Raw genomic sequence first — 18886 nt, 5'->3', positions numbered from 1 at the left:
GAGGGGCCGCGAGTGCGACCAGGGGAGATCATCACCGGCGACGCGCCGGTCGAGCTGAACCCGGGCAGGCCGCGGGTCCGGCTGCTCGTGCGGAACCTCGGCGACCGGCCCGTCCAGGTCGGCTCGCACTACCATTTCGCGGCGGTGAATCCGGGCCTCGAATTCGATCGCGAAGCCGCGCGAGGGCGTCGGCTCGACGTGCCCGCGGGGACTTCGGTGCGGTTCGAGCCGGGTGTCGAACGCGAAGTCGATCTCGTCCCGCTGGCCGGGAACCGCGTGGTGCCCGGATTGCGGCTGGAGTCCTGATGCCGTCGATCGATCGAGAGCGGTACGCCGAACTGTTCGGCCCGACGACCGGCGACCGGATCCGCCTCGCGGACACCGATCTGCTCGTCGAGGTCACCGAAGACCGCAGTATGGGTCCGTCCGGCAGCGGCGACGAAGTGCTGTTCGGCGGCGGCAAGGTCATCCGCGAATCCATGGGCCAGGGAATGGCGACCAGGGCCGAAGGCGCGCCGGATCTGATCATCACCGGCGCCGTGATCCTGGACCACTGGGGGATCGTCAAGGCCGACGTCGGCGTCCGCGACGGCCGGATCGTCGGCATCGGCAAGGCGGGCAACCCGGACACGATGGACGGCGTCGACCCGGCGCTGGTCGTCGGTCCGTCGACGGAGGTGTTGTCCGGCAACGGGAAGATCCTCACCGCGGGCGGGATCGACTGCCACGTCCACTTCATCTGCCCGCAGCTGACCGAGACCGCGCTGGCGTCCGGGCTCACCACCCTCGTCGGCGGCGGGACCGGCCCGGCCGAAGGCAGCAAGGCCACCACCGTCACGCCCGGCGCGTGGAACCTCGGCCGGATGCTGCAGGCGATGGACGGCCAGCCGGTCAACGTCCTGTTGCTGGGCAAGGGGAACACCGTCCGGCACGAGGCGCTGCGCGAACAGCTGGCCGCGGGCGCCGGCGGGTTCAAACTGCACGAGGACTGGGGCAGCACCCCGGCCGCGATCGACGCCTGCCTCACGGTGGCCGACGAATCCGGTGTCCAGGTGGCGATCCACACCGACACACTGAACGAGGCGGGTTTCCTGGAGTCCACTGTGGACGCCATCCGGGGCCGCTCGATCAACGCGTACCACACCGAAGGCGCGGGCGGCGGGCACGCGCCGGACATCATCCAGGTCGCCGGGCTGCCCAACATCCTGCCGTCGTCGACGAACCCGACCCGCCCGCACACCGCGAACACCCTCGACGAACACCTCGACATGCTCGTCGTCTGCCATCACCTGAACCCGTCGGTGCCCGAGGACCTGGCGTTCGCCGAAAGCCGGATCCGGCCGACGACCATCGCGGCCGAAGACGTCCTGCACGATCTCGGCGCGATCTCCATGATGAGCTCGGATTCGCAGGCGATGGGCCGGATCGGCGAGGTGATCATCCGGACCTGGCAGACCGCGCACGTGATGAAGCGTCGGCGCGGCACCCTGCCCGGCGACGGCGCGGCAGACAACCTGCGGGCTCGTCGCTATGTCGCCAAATACACGATCAACCCCGCGATCGCGCACGGGATGGACCACGAGATCGGCTCGGTGGAGGTCGGGAAACTCGCGGATCTCGTGCTGTGGGAGCCGAAGTTCTTCGGAGTCCGGCCGCATGTGGTGCTCAAGGGCGGTTTCCCGGCCTGGGCGGCGATGGGCGACGCGAACGCGTCCATCCCGACGCCGCAGCCCGTGCTCGCGCGGCCGATGTTCGGCGCGGCCCCCGTGGTCGCCGCCGCGAGCAGCTTCCATTTCGTGGCGCCGGAAGCGCTCGAAAGCAGGGTAGCGGAGCGCTTCGGCATCACGCGGAAGCTCGTGCCGATCGCGAACACGCGCTCTCGGGGCAAGGCCGACATGGTGCTGAACGACGCGACGCCGGACATCCGGGTGGATCCGGACAGTTTCGCCGTGCACGTCGACGGCGATCTGATCGAGCCGCGGCCGGTGACCGAATTGCCGATGGCGCAAAGGTACTTCCTGTTCTGATGGACCTCGCCGCGCTCATCCTCGCCGACTCCCGCTTCCCCGGGGGTGGGCACGTCCATTCCGGCGGGCTCGAAGAGGCCGTCACCCGGAAGCTGGTCACGCATGAGCGCGATCTGCCGGGTTTCCTCTCCGGGCGGCTGCGAACAGCCGGTTCATTGGCCGCGGTGTTCGCGGCCGCATCGGCGCATGCCGCCGCACGGGGCGTCCATAGTGGACACTGGCGGCGACTCGACCTCGAACTCGACGCCAGGACGCCGTCGCTCGCGCAGCGGGAGGCGTCTCGCGCGCAGGGTCGCGGAACTGCTCGCGCGGGAAAGGCGGCGTGGCCGTCGCCGGTGCTTGCGCAGCTGCTGAAGGAAACTCCGCGACCGCATCATCCGGTGATCGTCGGTGCGCTGGTTCGCGTGCCCTTCGACGCGGCGATGGCGGTGGCATACCTCGCGATCAGCGGGCCCGCGAGCGCGGCCGTGCGATTGCTCGGGCTCGATCCGTTCGCCGTCAACGCGGTCGTCGCCCGTCTCTCGAAGGAGGTACGGGAGGTTTCCCTGCGCGCGGCCGAGGTCGCGGGCGACGATCCGGCCGATCTCCCGGCGCCGGGTTCACCGGCGCTCGATCTGTTCGCCGAGGCACACGCCCGGCATCACCAGGAAGAGGTGCGTCTCTTTGCCAGCTGAGCATGGTCACGGTCACGGGCATGTGCATCCGGTCAACTTCGACCCGACCGCCGCGGAACCCGACCACTACGAGCAGGCGCCGACCGCGGGGCGCGCGTACCGGATCGGGATCGGCGGGCCGGTGGGGAGCGGGAAGACCGCGCTCACCGCGGCGCTGTGCCGGGCGCTCGGCGACGAGGTGAACCTCGCCGTCGTCACGAACGACATCTACACCACCGAGGACGCCGACTTCCTGCGCAAGGCCGGGGTGCTCGACCCGGAACGGATCGAGGCCGTGCAGACCGGTGCGTGCCCGCACACCGCGATCCGCGACGACATCACCGCGAACCTCGACGCCGTCGAACGGCTGGAGGAACGCTTCCCGGGGCTGGACCTGGTGATCATCGAAAGCGGCGGGGACAACCTCACCGCGGTGTTCAGCCGGGGGCTCGCCGACAGTCAGGTCTTCGTGGTCGACGTCGCCGGTGGCGACAAGGTGCCGCGCAAGGGCGGGCCGGGCGTCACGACGGCGGACCTGCTGGTGATCAACAAGATCGACATCGCGCATCTGGTCGGCGCGGACATGGACGTGATGACGTCGGACGCGCACCGGATGCGGGGCGAGCTGCCGGTGATCACGCAGTCCCTTGTGGACACTCCGAACGCGCCGGCGGTCGCGGACTGGGTCCGCTCGCTGCTTCCGGTCCGCGCGGGGTGAAGGCGCACGCGCGGCTGACCGCCTGCTTCGAGGGCGGCCGGACCGTACTGCGTGAGCTGCGCTCGATGGCGCCGCTCACGCTCCTTCCCAAGCGGGGTGCCGGTGCGACGGCGGTGGTGCATCTGGTCAATTCGGCGACCTCGCCGTTGGGCGGCGACGAGCTGAAGCTGACCATCCGCGTCGGCGCCGGGGCTTCGCTGCGGCTTTCCGGGGTCGCGGCGACGATCGCGCTTCCCGGCCCGCACGGGGAGGGGAGTTCGTCCCTTGTGGACGTTGTGGTGGCGGACGGTGGGTCGCTGGAGTATCTGCCGGAGCCGACCGTGGTGACGGCTCGCGCTCGGCACACTGCCGAGTTCCGGGCCGCTGTGGCGGATGATGCGTACCTGCATACGCGGGAGGTGCTGGTTCTCGGGCGGTCCGGTGAGCGGCCGGGGTCTTTGGTGACCACGCAACATGTCGTGCGGGGAGCCGTTCCGGTGTTGCGGCAGACGCTGGAGATCGGTGACTCCACTTTGGACTCCAGTCTCGCGCATCTGGCGGGGCGGCGGGTGCTGGCGACCGATCTGGTCGTGGGCGGCCCTTCGCTGCCTGCCGCCTCGGGTGAGTGGTGGTCGCGTACGCCTTTGGCCGCCGGTGGGACGCTCACGACTTCTTTGGCGCCGGACGCGGTGACCGCGCTTCGGGTGTTCGACACTGTCTGATGCCGGTCGTGTTTGGACGACACGCGTGATCAAACGGACGACACACGTGACTGGACGGACGACACGTGTGACTGGGCGGACGGCACGTGGGTGAGACCCGGCCTCGGTCGTGTCGTCCCTTCAATCACGCGTGTCGTCCCTCTGATCACGTGTGGCGTCCGTTCGATCACGGGCGACGTCCGTTCAAGCACGTGCCTCGACCACGGGCGCTAGCGTCGCTAGAAAACCTAGCGGCACTAAAGGTCCCTTGCTCCCCTCAGGAGGGGCTGGTGGGGCTCGTGTGACGGTGCCGAGCGTTGCGAAAGCCACTTTCGCAACCTTCAAGGTTGCGAAAGTGGCTTTCGCGTCATCCCCCCGGGGCTCGTCAGAACTTGGTGCCCAGCCAGGTCATCGCGACGGGACCGCCCGCCGAGACGCCGCCGATGTGCTCCAGCAGCGGGAACTCCTGCCAGGTGACGTCGGCGCCGAGGGCGCGGTAGCGGTCCCGCAGGCCCCGGCCGACCGAAAGCGGGATCAGTTCGTCCAGAGATGCGTGGTACAGGAAGACCGGCGCGCCGGGTTTGGTCTTGCCCGCCAGGTTCTCGCCGAGCCGGGCCTGCCAGCGCGGGTCCGACGAAACATCGGGCACGGTCGTGAAATCGTTGAGCCGCGCGAAAGGCGCCGCAGCGCCGAGCTCGACGGTGCACGCTTCCTTGACCTTCGCGACGGCCCGCTCGCCCTTAGCGTTGAGCACCTCGGTGAACGGCAGTTCCGGGTAAGCGGTCGCGAAGCCGACAGCGGCACCGAGTACGAGGCCGAACGCCGGACCGCCGTCGTTGAACTTCAGGACCGCGTTCAGATCCGCCGGGACCCCACCTTCCGCGACGCCGACCAGGTTGACGTCCGGCGCGTAGGACGGCTGCAGTTCGCCGGCGAAAGCCGCGGCTTGACCTCCTTGCGAGTAACCGAAAACGCCGACCGGCCCGGTCTTGGACAGGCCCGCTTCGGGGACCCGGGAAGCGGCCCGGGCGGCGTCCAGGACGGCCCGGCCTTCGGACTGACCGACGGCGTAGGTGTGCGTTCCCGGGGTGCCGAGGCCCTCGTAGTCGGTCACGACGACCGCCCAGCCGCGCGAAAGCGCTTGGCTCATCAGGAGGACTTCGTTCTCGGACCCGTTCGTCAGCCGGGTCGACGGCGCGCAGCGGTCGCCGAGGCCGTGCGTGCCGACGGCGTAGCTGACCAGCGGGCGGGCGCCCTTCGTCCACGGCGTGTGCGGGACCAGCAGGATGCCCGAAACCGTGTTCGGCCGTCCCGTCGCCGAGGTGGAGCGGTAGTGGAGTTTCCAGGCCTTCGCCGGGGCGGTGGCGACGACCGATTTGTAGTCGACCAGATCCCCTGGGGCGCTCGGCGCGGCTTGCGCGGCCGGCGCGCCGATGAGGGCGGCTGTGAGAGCTGCGACCAGAACTGTCCGAAGCACCGTTGCCTCCAGTTTGGTAATCGAGATTTTCGCAATGTAGGCGCTGTTGCTAGCATCTGGCAATCCCTGTTACCGAATCGGGGGAGGTCGAGTGGCCCGCACCTACGGCGGGGTCGCGCCCGAGCAACGGCGCGCCGAACGGCGTGAACGCCTGCTCCTGGCGGCCCTGGACCTGTTCACGTCGACGGGCTACCGGCAGGCGAAGATCACCGAGTTGTGCACCCGCGCGGGCGTCTCGACGCGGAACTTCTACGAGGAGTTCGAGAGCAAGGAGAAGGTGCTGCTCACCCTGCACGAGCGCATCAACGCGCTCGCGCTGGAGCACGTCACCGGCACCCTGGAGACGCTGGAAGACGCCGACGCGGTCACCCGGATCGGGACACTGCTGGACGTCTTCGTCAGCACGGTCACCTCGGATCCCCGGATGCCGCGGCTGAACTACGTCGAGGCCGTCGGCGTCAGCGCCGCTTTGGAGGCGCAGCACCAGGAATGGGTCGATCGGTGGGCCGCGTTCATCGAAAGCGAGGCCCGGCACGCCGCCGCGCACGGGGTCGCACCGGATCGCGACTACCGCCTGACGGCGATCGCGCTCGTCGGCGCGGCGACCGGTCTGCTGCGCGAGTGGCAGGCGCACACCCCGCCGCTCCCGGTCGCCGAGGTGGCCGCCGAACTCCGGGCCCTGATGCTGGCCGCGATCACCCGGCCCGCTTGAACGTCAGTTCTGGGCGCCTTCCTTGTCCGGGTCGAGGTCGATCCGGTCCCGCCGTTCACCCTCGGGCTTCTTGCCTGGCTCTTCCTTGGCCCAATCGCCGAGCGTGCCGATCGACGACTGGAGCCGCTCCTTCTGCTCGGCGTCGGTCTGCGCGTACTTCTCGGCGGCTTCCTTGATGCGGTCGCCCGCGGCCAGGTAGCGCGCGGTCGTCTTCTGGAAGAAGGACTCGACGTCGTTCCGTAGCTGCTTCAGGGCGGTGTCGGCCTCGGTGGGGACGACACCGCGACCGACGAGCTGGCCGTCGGCGTAAGAGGTTTTCGCGAGTTCCCCGAGCAAGCCCGAGTAGATCTCGGCCGCTCCGTAGCAGGCCTCGGCGAGCTGCAGCACGACCGTGATGTCCACGGCGAAGCGCTGGGTGCCATCCGATCCTGGTTTGGGGCCGCCTTTCGCCGGAGGTTGCGTCATGTCGTAGAGCTCGAGATCGATGCGGTCGACCCCGGCGATCTCGCTCTCGATGGCCTTGATGGCGTCGTGGTAGTCCTTCTCGGCCTTGTCCAGGTCGCTGTGGAGTTCACGGACGCCGGTGTCCACATGCGCGAAGAACGCGTCCAGCTGAGGGAACCGCAGGTCCGAGTTGAACGGCCGTGCGGTGATGTTCATCGCGAACTCGAGCAGGATCAGCGCGTTGCCGACGCCGGCCGGAGCCGTGCGGCCCAAGGCGCCGATGACGGTTTTGGCGTACTCCCACTTGTCGCTGACGGCGCTCAGTACCAGCTTCTCCTTGGGGGGTTCCGCCGGAGCGGGGGCGGCTTCGTTGAGCGCGGTGGTGGCCTCGGCGATGAGGTTCAGGATGTTGTTCCTGGCGGCGTGGATGATCGTGGCCCGGCACGAGTAGCTGTTGCCGAGCCACTGCACGAGGAGGTCCTGATGCGTGAGGGTGGGGAGGACCGTCGCGAGGAAACCGTCCCGGAGGCTGTTCGCCGCGAGCCCCATCCAGCCGGTCATCCAAGCCCGGGTGCCCGAGTCGTCGTTGCTGCCCGCGAGCAGCGCGATCATGTTGTCCAGGTCGTGGTCGCCCATCGCGTTGCCGACCCGCATCTTCTTCTCGACGGAGGAGAAGGCGCTGTATGCCTCTTCGAGCGACGACAGTTCCGGACCGCCCGCGAGATCCGGGATGCCGGTCGCCAGCTGTTCCCGTTTCCGCCACGCCCAATCCGCGACCTGGGTGAACACGTCGAACGCCCGGCACTCGACGTACTTCGCGTCCCGCACGCTCCAGCCGTCACAGGCCTCCGCCTGCGGCCGGTTCGCCGCGGCGCCGTCATTGACCGCCCACCCGACGATCGGACAGGTCGTCAGATGGCCCCACGAGTCGGTCGGGGGCTGCCAACGAGCGGGCTCCGGTGCCCCGGGGAACTGGCTCGAACCGCCCCTCAGCAACTGGCCGGCGTCGTGCAGCCAGCGCTTCTCCAGCGTCTGCCAATAGCCGTTGAGCGCGGCCGTGAGCGTCGCCGAATACTCGCTTCCGCTCATGTAGTCGCCGGACATCGCATCCACCCCGTTTCGCATTCCCGCGGCCGGATGGGCGGGAATGCGATCGAGGATAACAGGATCGTGTGACGTTCAGGGGCTAATTGTCACTTCTTCCGCCCGGCCGCCCCACCGGCCCGCAGTACATGAAGGCCCCCTTCCTGTACCTAGGCGCAAGGAAGGGGGCCTTCATGTACTTCACCAGAGCCGGCCGACGACCTTCTGACCCAGTCCTGCTCCAGCTTCACGACCTGCCCGTTCGCCGTCACTGTCGGCGTGCCGAAACCGGGGCCGTTGCCGAAGTTACGACGCGGCCGACGCCCGCCGGAAGGTGTTGTGCAGCACGGCCAGCAGCGCGTCGCGCACCGAAAGGCGTTGCCGGGCATCGAAGGTGATCAGCGGGACGTCCTCGCCGACGGCGAGGGCCCAGCGCACGTCTTCGAGGTCGTGCTTCAGCGAACCGTCGAAGACGTTCACCCCGACCACGAACGGCAACCCGGCCTTCTCGAAGTAGTCGACGGCCGGATAGCAGTCGTCGAGCCGCCGGGTGTCCACGATGACGAGCGCGCCGAGCGCGCCCAGCACGAGGTCGTGCCACATGAACCCGAACCGGTCCTGTCCCGGCGTGCCGAAGAGGTACAGCTTCACCTCTTCGTCGATGGTGATGCAGCCGAAGTCCAGCGCCACCGTGGTGGTGGTCTTCGACGGCACCTCCCCGCCGGAGCCGTCCACGGCCGCGCCCGCCGAGGTCATGGCGGCCTCGGTGGTCAGCGGTTTGATCTCGGAGATCGCGCCGACGGTGGTCGTCTTGCCGACCCCGAACCCGCCCGCGATGACGATCTTGACCGGTGTCGGCGGCTTGGCGGGCGCCGGTTCAGCGAATTGCTTCGAGTCCACGAATGACCCTTTCGATCATGCCGAGGTCCTGGGTGAAGGCACCGGCCGGGCGACGGAGCACGACGTAGCCGAGTGCGGCGAGATCCGCCACGAGAACCCTGGCCACGCCGATGTGCAGGCCGAGCATCGCCGCCACTTCGGCGACGGATTTCGTTTCCCGGCAAAGGGAGACGATCTCCCGCCGTTCGAACGTCAGCCTCGCGTGCGACGCCGCGCCCAGCCTGCTCGTGAGCACTTGAGCCTCGATTTCGAGCGTGCCGTCCACCGGCTGCGCGCGGCCGGCGGTGAGCAGATACGGGCGTAGCGGCGAGATGCCCTGTTCGGCGCCCCGCGGCTGAGGTACCTGGTCGTCGCTCATTCCCTTGTCCCCTCGTCAGTTCAGCTGCCGACGCTCTTCTTGAGTTCCTCGATCAGCGCGGGGGTGAGCACCTCGGTCGCACGGTTGGCGAACATCGCCATCTCGTAGGCGATGGTGCCGAGGCTGGCCTGTTTGGTGGCGAGCACGCCGAGCGAGCATCCGATGCTGATCGTGCAGACCAGCAGGTAGCCCTGCTCCAGCTCGATGATGATCTTGTCGGGTGAACCGAGCGGGTGGCTCTCGGAGACGCCGTGCGCGAGGCCGAGCATCGCCGAGCAGATCGCGGCCAGCCGGTCGGCGTTCGCCCGCTCCAGCTCGGACGACATCGCGATCAGCAGGCCGTCGGCCGAGACGGCGATCGCGCCCATCGCGCTCGCCGTGTTCTGCGCGAAGCGCGTCACCAACCAGTTGAAGTTCCGGGCTTCGACGCTGACTCCGGTCGTCATCTCTTGCTCTTCTCTCTCTGTTGCATCTCCGGGTTGACGGCTTTCTCCAACCCGTCACTGAAGGCGTCGAACGCGGCACGCTCGGCCTCGGGGTCACGCATGCCCTTGGGCTTGGTGGTGTTCAACGCCGCCCGCGCGGTCTGGTGCCGCGCGGCCGGACCTTTCGCGAGCCCCGGCGCCAGCTGCGCGCCGGGGACCCTCCTGGTGAGACCGCCGCGCGAGGCGGCGGGCACTGGCGTCGGGGTGGGCATCGGCGCCGGGACGGCCGCCGGCGGCGCGGTGGCCTTCGCCAGCCCGGCCTCGAAGCCGTCGAAGGCCGCCTTGGCCGCTTCTGGATCATGCCTGGACTTCTGCCGCGAAGGCGCTTCGGGGGCGCCGGGAAGCTGCGCGCCCTTGACCCGGCGTCGCAGCCCGCCGCGGGTCTCGCCAGGATCGGCGGCGGTGAGCGTCGGCGCGGGTGCTTGGTACACGGGCGCCGGTTCGGGCACCGGCGGCGGCAGCGGCACCGGAGCCGGTTCCGCGATCTCCCCGTCGGTCTTGCGGAACCACCGGAAGTCCCCGGCCCGCTGACCGCCGCGCGGGATCATCCCGGCGATCGCCAACGTCGGCGGCTCGTGCACGGCAGGCTCCGGCCGCGACGGCGGTTCGGGCTCTTCGCTCGGTTCCGCCGTCGGCCACACCGGCGGCGCGGGGACGGACTTCGGCGTGGGCGGCCGGTACGTCAGCAGGGTCGGCGGGATGGTGATCCGCGCGGTGACCCCGGCTCCCGGCTCGGTCTCGGCCAGTTCGACCTTGAGCCCGTGCCGCCGCGCGAGCCGCCCGACCACGAACAGCCCGAGCACACTGGTCGGCGCCAGTTCGAGCCGCTCGCGTTCGACGAGCCGCCGGTTCTCCTCGGCGAGCCGCTCCGCGGTCATGCCGATGCCCTGGTCCACGATCACGATCAGGCAGGAGCCGTCGGGCAGGATCTTCGTCCCGACGTCCACAAAGGACTCCGGCGGCGAGAACGACGTCGCGTTCTCCAGCAGTTCGGCGAAGATCAGCACCAGATCGGAGCCGAACGGCGACGACAGCAGCACGTCGCCCATCGAACCGAGCCGCACCCGCTGGTAGTCCTCGATCTCCGCGAGCGCCGAACGCAGCGCCGTCGACAGCTCGATCGGGCCGGAAATCCTTGCCTCGTCGCGGTTCCCCGACACGACGAGCAGGTTGTCCGCGTTCCGGCGAAGGCGGGTGGAGAGGTGGTCGAGCCGGTAGAGACTGGCCAGCAGTGCGACGTCCTGCTCGTTGCGCTCCAGTTCGTCGACCAGCGCCAGCTGCCTGCCCACCAGGTTCTGCGTGCGCTTCGCGACGTTGGCGAACATGAGGCCGACGTTGCGCCGCGTGACGGCCTGCCGTTCCACCAGTTCGGCCGCGGTGGCCTGCACCCGGTTGAACGCCTCGGCCAGCTTGCCGAGTTCGTCCTGTGAGGACACGTCGATGGTGGCGAGCCGCGGCGCGAGTTCTTCGGCCTGCTCGGTGTCGGTGACGCGGACCAGTTCGGTGCTCGCGAGGTCGGCGACCGAGGTCGCCGCCGTGGTCAGCTTCCGCAGCGGATCCGCGATCGACCGGCTGACCGCGATCGCGAGCCCACCGACCAGCAGGAACAGCACACCGGCGCCGATACCGATCGTCCACGCCAGATTCTGCGCCGCGTCGGCTCGCGCGGTCGCGGCGTCGGTGATGCCGGTGGTGACCGCGTCCTGCGCGAGGCGCCGCTGGTTCGACTGGGCGTCGACGGCGCCGAGGATGTCCGGCAGCAGGCTCTGCACGGCCTGCGGGCCACGGGCCTCCGCGAGCCTGGCCTCCAGCGCGTCGACCCGGCGGCCGGACTCGCCCTGCTCCACCGCGACGACCTGCGTGGCCTGGGTGACGTCGGCCTGCTGCACGAACCGTTCGAGGAACAGCGACGACTGCTGTTTCGCGTCGGCCAGCACCGGCGCGCCCGATTCGGGGGTGACCAGCACGATGATCAATGCCATCCCGCGCAACGAGTTCTCCTCGTTCGCGCGCAGCAGCGCGTCGAGCGCGGTCAGCTGCTGGGTGCCCGCCGCGTCACTGGTCTGCTGCGGGACCAGGCGGAGCGAGTTGATGACCGCGTCGATCACCGCGTGATACGTCCGCGCCACGCTGTCGAGTGAGGCGCCGCGCCGGAGCGCGTTCTCCCGGATCTCGTTCAGCGATCCGATGCGCACCAGCGCCGCCGCGAGTTCTTCCGGCGCGTCGGCGCTCAGCTGCGAACTCACCTGGTTCACCGTGTCCGCGACGACGGCCTGCTGTTTCAGCATCGCCGCACTGCTCGCCGACGACGACGCGATGTAGTGCGCCGTCAGCAGCCGTTCCCGCTGCAGTTCCCAGGCGAGCGTGCCGAGCGCGCGGGCCTGCGACGCGACGTCGGCGGTGGTGCGCGCGGACCGGGCGTCGTCGATCTCCCCGGCGACGTAAGGCACCGACACCAGGACCACGGCGGTCAGCGGCAGCATCAGGAGCAGGTTGAGCTTGCCCCGGATACCGAGTCTGCCGAGCAATCCGGACCGCGGCCCGCGTTCGGGCCGGGTCTTCCCGTGCCTCATGGTCACCTTTCTCCCCGGCTCCGCCCGAGGTGTCCGCGGTGCTGTTCCCGGACGAGGTCTTCGATGGACGCGCGCAGCGCGACGAACTCCGGCGCGCGTTTGACATCGAGGTCGCGCTCCGCGGGCAGGCCGACCTCGATGTCGGCGGCCACCCGGCCCGGATCCGAGGCCAGCACCACGACGCGACGGCCGAGGAACACGGCCTCTTCGACGTCGTGGGTCACCATCAGCACGGTGGTGTGCGTGTCGGTCCAGATCCGGCGGATCAGGACCTGCATGTCCTCTTTGGTCTGGACGTCCAGCGCCCCGAAGGGCTCGTCCAGCAGCAGCACGTCGGGCTCGCACGCCAGCGCCCGTGCGATCGCGACCCGCTGTTTCTGCCCGCCGGAAAGCTGTTTGGGCAACGACTTCCGCAGGTGACCGAGGCCCGTCTCGTCGAGATACCAGTCGACCCGGCGGGCTCGTTCGGCCTTGTCGATGTCCAGCAGTTCGAGTCCGAACGCGACATTGCTCTCCACCGTGCGCCACGGGTACAGCGCGCCGTGCTGGAACACCAGCCCGCGATCCGGGCCCGGCCCGGTCACGGCGTCACCGTCGAGGGTGATCAGGCCTTCGGTCGGTTCGGTCAGCCCCGCGATCAGCGACAGCAGGGTCGATTTGCCGGACCCGCTCGCGCCGACCACGCAGACGAAGTCGCCGCGCGTGATGTCGAGATCGATCCCGTCGAGCGCGCGGGTGGTCTTGCCTCGGACCGTGTAGTCCTTGGCGACCGCCTTCAACTGCAGCGTCATGCCGCCCACTTCCCGACTCTGGCCCGCAGGAGCCGCAAGGCGATGTCGATGACCAGCCCGAGCAGGCCGATCACGATCAGCAGCGCGAAGATCCGGTCGGTCTGGGTGAACCGCTGCGCGCGCATGATCCGCAGGCCGAGCCCGGCGGTGGCGTTGATCAGTTCGGCGACCACCACGAAGTTCCACGCGGCCGCCGCGTTGACGCGGGTCGCGTCGATCATGCCGGGCAGCGCGTGCGGGACGATCACCTTGCGCAGGACCTCGCCGCGCCGCGCGCCGAGCGTGTACGACACGTCGAGCAGCGAACGCGGCACCCCGCGGACGGCGTCGGCGATCATCAGCGTGTTGAAGAAGACCGTGCCGAGGAACAGGACCGCGACCTTCGACGGTTCGCCGAGGCCGAGCCAGATCATCAGCAGCGGGATGAACGCGCTCGCCGGCAGATAGCGCAGCATCGCGATGACCGGCTCGAACAGCGCCAGCCCCGCGTCGAACGTCCCCATCACGATGCCGAGCGGCACCGAGACGAGGATCGCGAGCCCGAAGCCGAGCAGCACGCGCTGCGTGGTGGCCCAGAGGTCGCTGAACAGTTCGCCCGACTCGATCATCTTCACCAGCGCGTCGAACACCGCGACCGGCGTCGGGAGGAACATCGGCTTGATCGTGCCCAGCGCGTTCAGCGTCACCCAGATCAGCAGCGGGATCACGAACGAGGCCACCGCCAGCGCCCACCGCCAGCGCGCGGGGATCGGCGTCCGGAGCGAGAACAGCGGTGAGGCGTTCGGCTTCAGGCCCGCCCGGCGGGGCAGCGGCGACCAGTCCGGTCGCGTGCCGCGCCGCTCCTCCTGCGCCTCGGCGAGCCGCTGCTCGTCTTCGAGTCGGCGCGCTTCGGCCTCGTCGTCGGCGTCCGTCCGCTGAGCGGCCCGCCCCGACGCGTCCGTGGCGCTCACTTCACCGCCTTGACGAACTGGTCGTCGAACAGCCCGTCGAAGTTCGGCCTGCTCTGGGCGAGGCCGTTGGAGACGATGAAGTCGGCGATCTTGCCCGCCTGGAAGTTGAGGTGGGCGGGGGTGACGCCAGGGGTGAACGCGTCGAGGTTCTGCTGCTTGGTGAAGATCGTGGTGCCCGCGTCGTAGGTCTTGTACTCCTCGATCGACACCGCGCCGCGTTTGGCCATGATCTTCACGGCCTCTTCGCGGTTCTGCTTGATCCACTCGATGGTCTCGAACCAGGTGTTCACCAGCGCCTGGACCTCCTTCTTGCGCTGCTTCGACATCTGCTCGGAGACGACCAGGTGGTCGGGGATGGCGCCAGGGAACTCGGCGGACGTCGCGATCGCGCGGCTGCCCGGGCGCTCGAGCGCCTTCGTGGTGAAGGGCGCGAAGGCGGCGACGGCGTCGACCTGCTCGCCGACGAACGCGGCCGCGGCGGCGTCGGTCAGCAGCGGGACCAGCTCGATGTCCTTCTCGGTCAGCTTCGCCTCCTGCAGCGCCAGCAGCAGCAGGTAGTGGTCGACGGTGCCCTGCTCGACGGCGACCTTCTTGCCCTTGAGCTCGGCGACGCTGCCGATCCCCTGGCGGGCGATGACCTTGTCGTTGCCGGTCGAGTTGTCGTTGACCAGCACGACCGACAGCTTCGCGCCACCGCTGACCGACGCGAGCGTGTCGTTCAGGGTCTGGCTGTTCGCGTCGATCGCGCCGGAGGAGAGGGCGTTGATGCTCTCGGTGTAGCTGTCGAACCACTTAAGGTCGACGTTCACGCCGTTCTTCTCGAAGAGGCCCTTCTCCTGGGCCACCGCCCACGGGAACCAGCCCGGCCAGGCGCTGTAACCGATCGTGACCTTGGTGCCGGAGGCGGCCGTGCTGTCGGAACAAGCCGAAAGGGCGGTCACGCCTGCCAGCGAAAGGACGCACAACAACGCCGTCACGAGACGGCGGGAACGGGAAATCACAACGCACTCCTGGGGAAGGGGAGTAACTCGGGCGTGGAAAGTTCCGGCTGTTCGAGCGCAGGACTGATCGACCGGTGTCGAACTCCCTCACGGAAGCCCGGCCGGTAATGGCGATGGCGCGGCCGCACACCCGGCCGTCCCATCAAAACCTCTGAACACTCTGGATAGAGGTGATCACCCCGTTGCTCTCGGCGGCGATCCTATCGAGTGGCGCAAGGTCTACCTAGTGTGATCGTCGGCTCTTGCACGATTCGCTGTCACATTCTGCTAAACCCGGCCGTTCGCCCCAAAGGGCGGACTCTCACCTGGTGGGCAACCCGGTGCCCGGCGGCGTACGTCCATCGGGTGGCGGGTGAAAAATTCCGGAGGGAGCAGAGGATGAAATTTCGTGCGGCCGCGGCATGCGTCGCGGGGGCGGCGATCTTGTCCACCTTGGCCGGTGCGGGGCAGGCGAACGCGACCAGACCGTCGAGCCTCGTCCTGAGCCCGAACACCGTCGTCGCAGGTGGGACGGTCACCGCGGATATCTATTGCCTGCGCCCGTCGGGGGCGGGCGAGCTCGCGACGACCCTCGTCGCGGACGGTCTCGCCGCGCCGATCCCCTTGCGGGTGGTGGGGGACGGCGGTACCGGCGGCATCGGTGTCGCGTTGCGCGGCGACGGTCCGGCCGGGACGGTCCCGGGGCGGTACACGGCGTCGTACGACTGCTGGGGCTGGATCGTCCGGGCGGAGTTCACCGTCACGAACTGACAACCCCGGAGAAGGCCGGTTTCGGGAGGCGAATTGCCGTCCCGGAGCCGTCCTTCGCCGGCACATCTGACGGAGATGTTCCGGGCGGTAATTTCTGTCAATCGACAGAATTGGCCGGGGCGGGCGCGGGCGCCGCTGTGAAAACCGGAAGAATTGTTCGCGGAGTTCCGAAATATCGACGAAACAAAAGCGGAAAGGATGGCCGTGAATTCCTTGCCGACCCGGTCTGTCCAGGCGCTTTCCGTATTTTATGAAGCCGGGCGCGATTCCGCGGGCGACCGGAAAGAGCCGGAACAAAGCGCCGGGCGGACCGACCTTCGACCTTGATCGATCAGGTCCCGCCAGGTGACCAGCAGGTGACGGCTTGCGGTCCAGCGGCTACACACAGATGATCGGGCAGGGGTGGCGGGTGTCACCGTTCAGTGGGTTTCGCCGCCGCCGTCTAGGCAATACCGTCGGCGGCAAAGCCGAAGTCATGGGCCCCGATCGGGTACGGAGGTTTGGCGGATGATGCCGGAGATCAAAGAGGGCGCTGCCGAGAACGGCGACGCCGTCGTTCGCCTGCCTGGAATGAGGGTGGCCTACGAAGGGGCCGCCTTCGACGAGTCCGCGCTCGCGGAGACGTGGACCGCCCAGCTGCAGGACTGGCTGAACCAGGCCGTCTCCGCCGGGATCCCCGAGCCGAACGCGATGGTGCTCGCCACCGCCGACCCGGAGGGCAGGCCGTCCTCCCGGACCGTGCTGTGCAAGGGCCTGGACGAGCGCGGTGTCGTCTTCTACACGAACTACACCTCGACCAAGAGCCACGACCTCACCGCGACGCGCTACGCGTCGATCACCTTCCCGTGGTACGCCCTGCAGCGTCAGGTCCACGTGCGCGGCGAGGTGGAGAAGGTCAACGTCGCCGAGACCGCCGAGTACTGGGCGTCCCGCCCGCGGGGTTCGCAGCTCGGGGCCTGGGCGTCGCCGCAGTCCCGCGTCGTCGACGGCCGCCGCGCCCTCGAGAACGCGCTCCACGGCATCGAGCGCCGGTTCGCCGACGTCGAGAACATCCCGTTCCCGCCGCACTGGGGCGGGTGGCGCATCCGGCCCGACGTCGTCGAGTTCTGGCAGGGCCGCGAGGACCGCATGCACGACCGGCTCCGCTACGTCCGCACGGACGACGGCTGGCAGATCGAGCGCGTCGCGCCCTGATCCCACGCGCGTGAAGGCCCCCTTCCCTCGGCTCAGCCGAGGGAAGGGGGCCTTCACGCGCGGCCGGTGACATAAATCGCGCGCGGTTGGTTAGTTAGCGCGGCTAAGCTGTCTGGTTGTGAGTGACGACGTGGGGGTTGACCAGCGCAAAGGTGTCCGCAAACTGTTCGGCTCGATCGTCGTCGACACCCGGCCGCTCAAGATCCCCGCGTTCCGCCGTCTCTGGCTGTCCACCGCCGTCACCGCCGTCGGCAGCCAGCTCACCGCCGTCGCGGTCCCCAAACAGGTCTTCGACCTCACCGGCTCGTCGGCGTACGTCGGCCTGACCGGCCTGGTCGCGCTGGTCCCGTTGCTCGTCTTCGGTCTGTGGGGCGGCGCCATCGCGGACGCCGTCGACCGCCGCAAGCTCCTGCTCGTCACCAACGTCGGGGTCACCGTCACCTCGGCGGTCCTGTGGCTCCAGGCGTACTTGAACATCGGCTCGGTCTGGCTCGTACTGGGCCTGCTCGCGGTCAACCAGGCGTTCTTCGCGATCAACATGCCGACCCGCGGCGCCGTCGTCGCCCGGCTGGTCCCGGACAACCTGATCGCGCCCGCGACCGCGCTGAGCAGCACGATGTCCACCTTCGGCGCGGTCTTCGGCCCGCTGCTCGCCGGTTCGCTGATCCCGATCCTCGGCCTCTCGACGCTCTATCTGATCGACGTCGTCGCCCTGACCCTGACCCTCATCGCGGTCTACAAGCTCCCTCCGATCCCGCCACTCGGCGAGATCGCGCGGCGCGCCGGCCTCCGCGACATCATCGACGGCTTCAGATACCTGGCGACACAGAAGATCCTGCTGGCGTCGTTCCTCGTCGACATCATCGCGATGGTCGCGGGCATGCCGCGCGCGCTGATCCCGGAGATGGCCGAGCGCACCTTCGGCGACCCGCCCGGCGGCGGCCCGGCGCTGGGCTGGCTGTACGCCGCGCTCCCCGCCGGCGCGATGCTGATCGGCCTCTTCTCCGGCTGGCTGACCAGGATCCGCAAACAAGGTGTCGGCGTGATCGTCTCGATCTGTGTCTGGGGCGCCGCCGTCGCCGGTTTCGGCCTCGCGAACTCGTTGTGGCTCGCGGTGTTCTTCATGGCGCTCGCCGGGGCAGCCGACATGGTCAGCGCGATCTACCGCATGTCGATCCTGCAGCTCGCCACCACCGACGAGATGCGCGGACGGCTGCAGGGCGTGTTCACCGTCGTCGTCGCGGGCGGCCCGCGGATCGCCGACCTCACCCACGGCTGGGCCGCCGCCGGCGTCGGCACGGCCGCCGCGGCCTCCGGCGGCGGAGTGCTGGTCATCGTGCTGGTCATCGGCGCGGCGCTGCTCATCCCGTCGTTCTGGCGGTACCGGGCCCCGGCAGGCTAGGCCGTTCGGTCTATCGTCGGGCCCATGCGTATTTCACGGGCGATCATCCTGTTCGCCGCTGTCATCGCGACCCTTTCCGCCTGTTCGTCCGGGGACGAGAAGACGGACAACGCGGCCAAGCCGTCGAGCCAGGCCCCCGCTCCTTCCGCCGCGCCGAGTTCCTCGGCCGCGCCCGCCGGTGGCACCGGTTCGAAGGAGCCGTGCGCGCTGCTGCCCGCCGAGGCCGTGGGCAAGGCGGTCTCGATCCAGGGCGTGACGTCGGCGCCGGGTCCGGTGCAGGACAACGCCGCCAACGGAGGCAAAGCGAAGAGCTGCGTCTACTCGGCCGCCGGCAAGCAGATCGGCGCGCTCGCGGTGACCCGCTTCGAGGGCAAGAAACTCAAGCCAGCCGAGATGGTCGCCTCGCTGAAGAAGGCCAAGGCGAACGCGAAGGACGTCACCGGTGTCGGCGAAGGCGCCATCTACTACAACACCGACGAGAACAAGACCGCGACGCTGGCGGCGGCCGAACTCGTGGACGGCGTGCCGGTCCTGGTCAACTACACCGGGCCGGTCAAGATGACGCAGGACATGATGCTCCCGCTGGTGAAGACCGCGGTCGACGCCAACTGAGCGGATTACCCAAAGGCGGGCTTCGTCAACCCGTGACGAAGAACTGACCAAACCGGACTGTCGGCCCCAGACGTGA

The 18886-nt window shown here is 69.1% G+C and carries 19 protein-coding genes; 10 read left to right on the top strand and 9 right to left on the bottom strand.

What is annotated here, in order from left to right; genetic code table 11:
* Positions 1-12: 12 nt before the first annotated feature.
* The 5 genes from ACZ1DY_RS39190 to ACZ1DY_RS39170 are packed head-to-tail and all read left to right on the top strand — an operon-like array spanning position 13 to position 4099.
* Entirely contained in the window at positions 13-306 is a 294-nt protein-coding gene (locus tag ACZ1DY_RS39190; protein ID WP_465482661.1) for an urease subunit beta, read from the top strand.
* Positions 306-2027 (top strand): urease subunit alpha, encoded by a 1722-nt coding sequence (locus ACZ1DY_RS39185; protein WP_465482660.1) that lies wholly within the window; start codon positions 306-308, stop codon positions 2025-2027. The genes ACZ1DY_RS39190 and ACZ1DY_RS39185 overlap by 1 nt, the downstream gene beginning before the upstream one ends.
* Complete coding sequence (locus ACZ1DY_RS39180) at positions 2027-2701, top strand: urease accessory protein UreF (RefSeq protein WP_465482659.1); 675 nt, start codon at positions 2027-2029, stop codon at positions 2699-2701. The genes ACZ1DY_RS39185 and ACZ1DY_RS39180 overlap by 1 nt, the downstream gene beginning before the upstream one ends.
* Positions 2691-3398 (top strand): urease accessory protein UreG, encoded by a 708-nt coding sequence (gene ureG / locus ACZ1DY_RS39175; protein ID WP_037348019.1) that lies wholly within the window; start codon positions 2691-2693, stop codon positions 3396-3398. Before ACZ1DY_RS39180 ends, ureG begins: the two co-directional genes overlap by 11 nt.
* The gene (locus ACZ1DY_RS39170) at positions 3395-4099 is read left to right on the top strand and encodes an urease accessory protein UreD (protein ID WP_465482658.1); all 705 of its coding nucleotides are present in this window, start codon (positions 3395-3397) and stop codon (positions 4097-4099) included. Before ureG ends, ACZ1DY_RS39170 begins: the two co-directional genes overlap by 4 nt.
* A gap of 364 nt (positions 4100-4463) precedes the next feature.
* Here ACZ1DY_RS39170 and ACZ1DY_RS39165 read toward each other — a convergent pair whose 3' ends face one another.
* Complete coding sequence (locus tag ACZ1DY_RS39165; protein ID WP_465482657.1) at positions 4464-5555, bottom strand: lipase family protein; 1092 nt, start codon at positions 5553-5555, stop codon at positions 4464-4466.
* A gap of 91 nt (positions 5556-5646) precedes the next feature.
* On the opposite strand from ACZ1DY_RS39165, the gene ACZ1DY_RS39160 reads away from it, so the two are divergent.
* Positions 5647-6267, top strand: a complete 621-nt coding sequence (locus ACZ1DY_RS39160; protein WP_257484086.1) for a TetR/AcrR family transcriptional regulator — start codon at positions 5647-5649, stop codon at positions 6265-6267.
* 3 nt (positions 6268-6270) lie between these two features.
* On the opposite strand, the gene ACZ1DY_RS39155 is transcribed toward ACZ1DY_RS39160, so the two are convergent.
* From ACZ1DY_RS39155 to ACZ1DY_RS39120, 8 genes are all read right to left on the bottom strand, one after another.
* Complete coding sequence (locus ACZ1DY_RS39155; protein WP_465482656.1) at positions 6271-7815, bottom strand: hypothetical protein; 1545 nt, start codon at positions 7813-7815, stop codon at positions 6271-6273.
* Positions 7816-8100: 285 nt separating this feature from the next.
* Positions 8101-8694 (bottom strand): GTP-binding protein, encoded by a 594-nt coding sequence (locus ACZ1DY_RS39150; protein WP_126730503.1) that lies wholly within the window; start codon positions 8692-8694, stop codon positions 8101-8103.
* Positions 8672-9052: a DUF742 domain-containing protein gene (locus ACZ1DY_RS39145; RefSeq protein ID WP_034308529.1), complete on the bottom strand. Its 381-nt coding sequence runs from the start codon at positions 9050-9052 to the stop codon at positions 8672-8674. Before ACZ1DY_RS39145 ends, ACZ1DY_RS39150 begins: the two co-directional genes overlap by 23 nt.
* A gap of 20 nt (positions 9053-9072) precedes the next feature.
* Positions 9073-9498 carry a roadblock/LC7 domain-containing protein gene (locus ACZ1DY_RS39140; RefSeq protein ID WP_005156032.1) on the bottom strand — a complete coding sequence of 142 codons (426 nt, stop codon included), beginning with the start codon at positions 9496-9498 and terminating at the stop codon, positions 9073-9075.
* Entirely contained in the window at positions 9495-12110 is a 2616-nt protein-coding gene (locus ACZ1DY_RS39135) for a sensor histidine kinase (protein WP_465482655.1), read from the bottom strand. Before ACZ1DY_RS39135 ends, ACZ1DY_RS39140 begins: the two co-directional genes overlap by 4 nt.
* 2 nt (positions 12111-12112) lie before the next feature.
* Positions 12113-12901: an ABC transporter ATP-binding protein gene (locus ACZ1DY_RS39130; protein ID WP_465482654.1), complete on the bottom strand. Its 789-nt coding sequence runs from the start codon at positions 12899-12901 to the stop codon at positions 12113-12115.
* Positions 12898-13851: an ABC transporter permease gene (locus ACZ1DY_RS39125; RefSeq protein WP_257484089.1), complete on the bottom strand. Its 954-nt coding sequence runs from the start codon at positions 13849-13851 to the stop codon at positions 12898-12900. Before ACZ1DY_RS39125 ends, ACZ1DY_RS39130 begins: the two co-directional genes overlap by 4 nt.
* On the bottom strand, positions 13848-14852 hold the full coding sequence (locus tag ACZ1DY_RS39120) for an ABC transporter substrate-binding protein (protein ID WP_465482653.1): 1005 nt from the start codon (positions 14850-14852) through the stop codon (positions 13848-13850). The genes ACZ1DY_RS39125 and ACZ1DY_RS39120 overlap by 4 nt, the downstream gene beginning before the upstream one ends.
* Before the next feature lie 378 nt (positions 14853-15230).
* Between ACZ1DY_RS39120 and ACZ1DY_RS39115 the strand changes: the two genes are divergently transcribed.
* The 4 genes from ACZ1DY_RS39115 to ACZ1DY_RS39100 all read left to right on the top strand — a co-directional run bounded on the left by ACZ1DY_RS39115 (position 15231) and on the right by ACZ1DY_RS39100 (position 18810).
* Positions 15231-15602 (top strand): hypothetical protein, encoded by a 372-nt coding sequence (locus tag ACZ1DY_RS39115; RefSeq protein ID WP_257484091.1) that lies wholly within the window; start codon positions 15231-15233, stop codon positions 15600-15602.
* Between the two features lie 507 nt (positions 15603-16109).
* Positions 16110-16796, top strand: coding sequence for a pyridoxamine 5'-phosphate oxidase (pdxH, locus tag ACZ1DY_RS39110; protein WP_126730513.1), 687 nt, complete (start codon positions 16110-16112; stop codon positions 16794-16796).
* A gap of 118 nt (positions 16797-16914) precedes the next feature.
* The gene (locus ACZ1DY_RS39105; RefSeq protein WP_465482652.1) at positions 16915-18198 is read left to right on the top strand and encodes an MFS transporter; all 1284 of its coding nucleotides are present in this window, start codon (positions 16915-16917) and stop codon (positions 18196-18198) included.
* Between the two features lie 24 nt (positions 18199-18222).
* Positions 18223-18810, top strand: a complete 588-nt coding sequence (locus ACZ1DY_RS39100) for a DUF3558 family protein (protein WP_465482651.1) — start codon at positions 18223-18225, stop codon at positions 18808-18810.
* Positions 18811-18886: the final 76 nt, after the last annotated feature.

It is taken from the genome of Amycolatopsis sp. PSD-21, from assembly GCF_055561455.1.
Note: the sequence above shows the minus strand (reverse complement) of the source record. Positions and strands in the feature narration are given on the sequence as shown.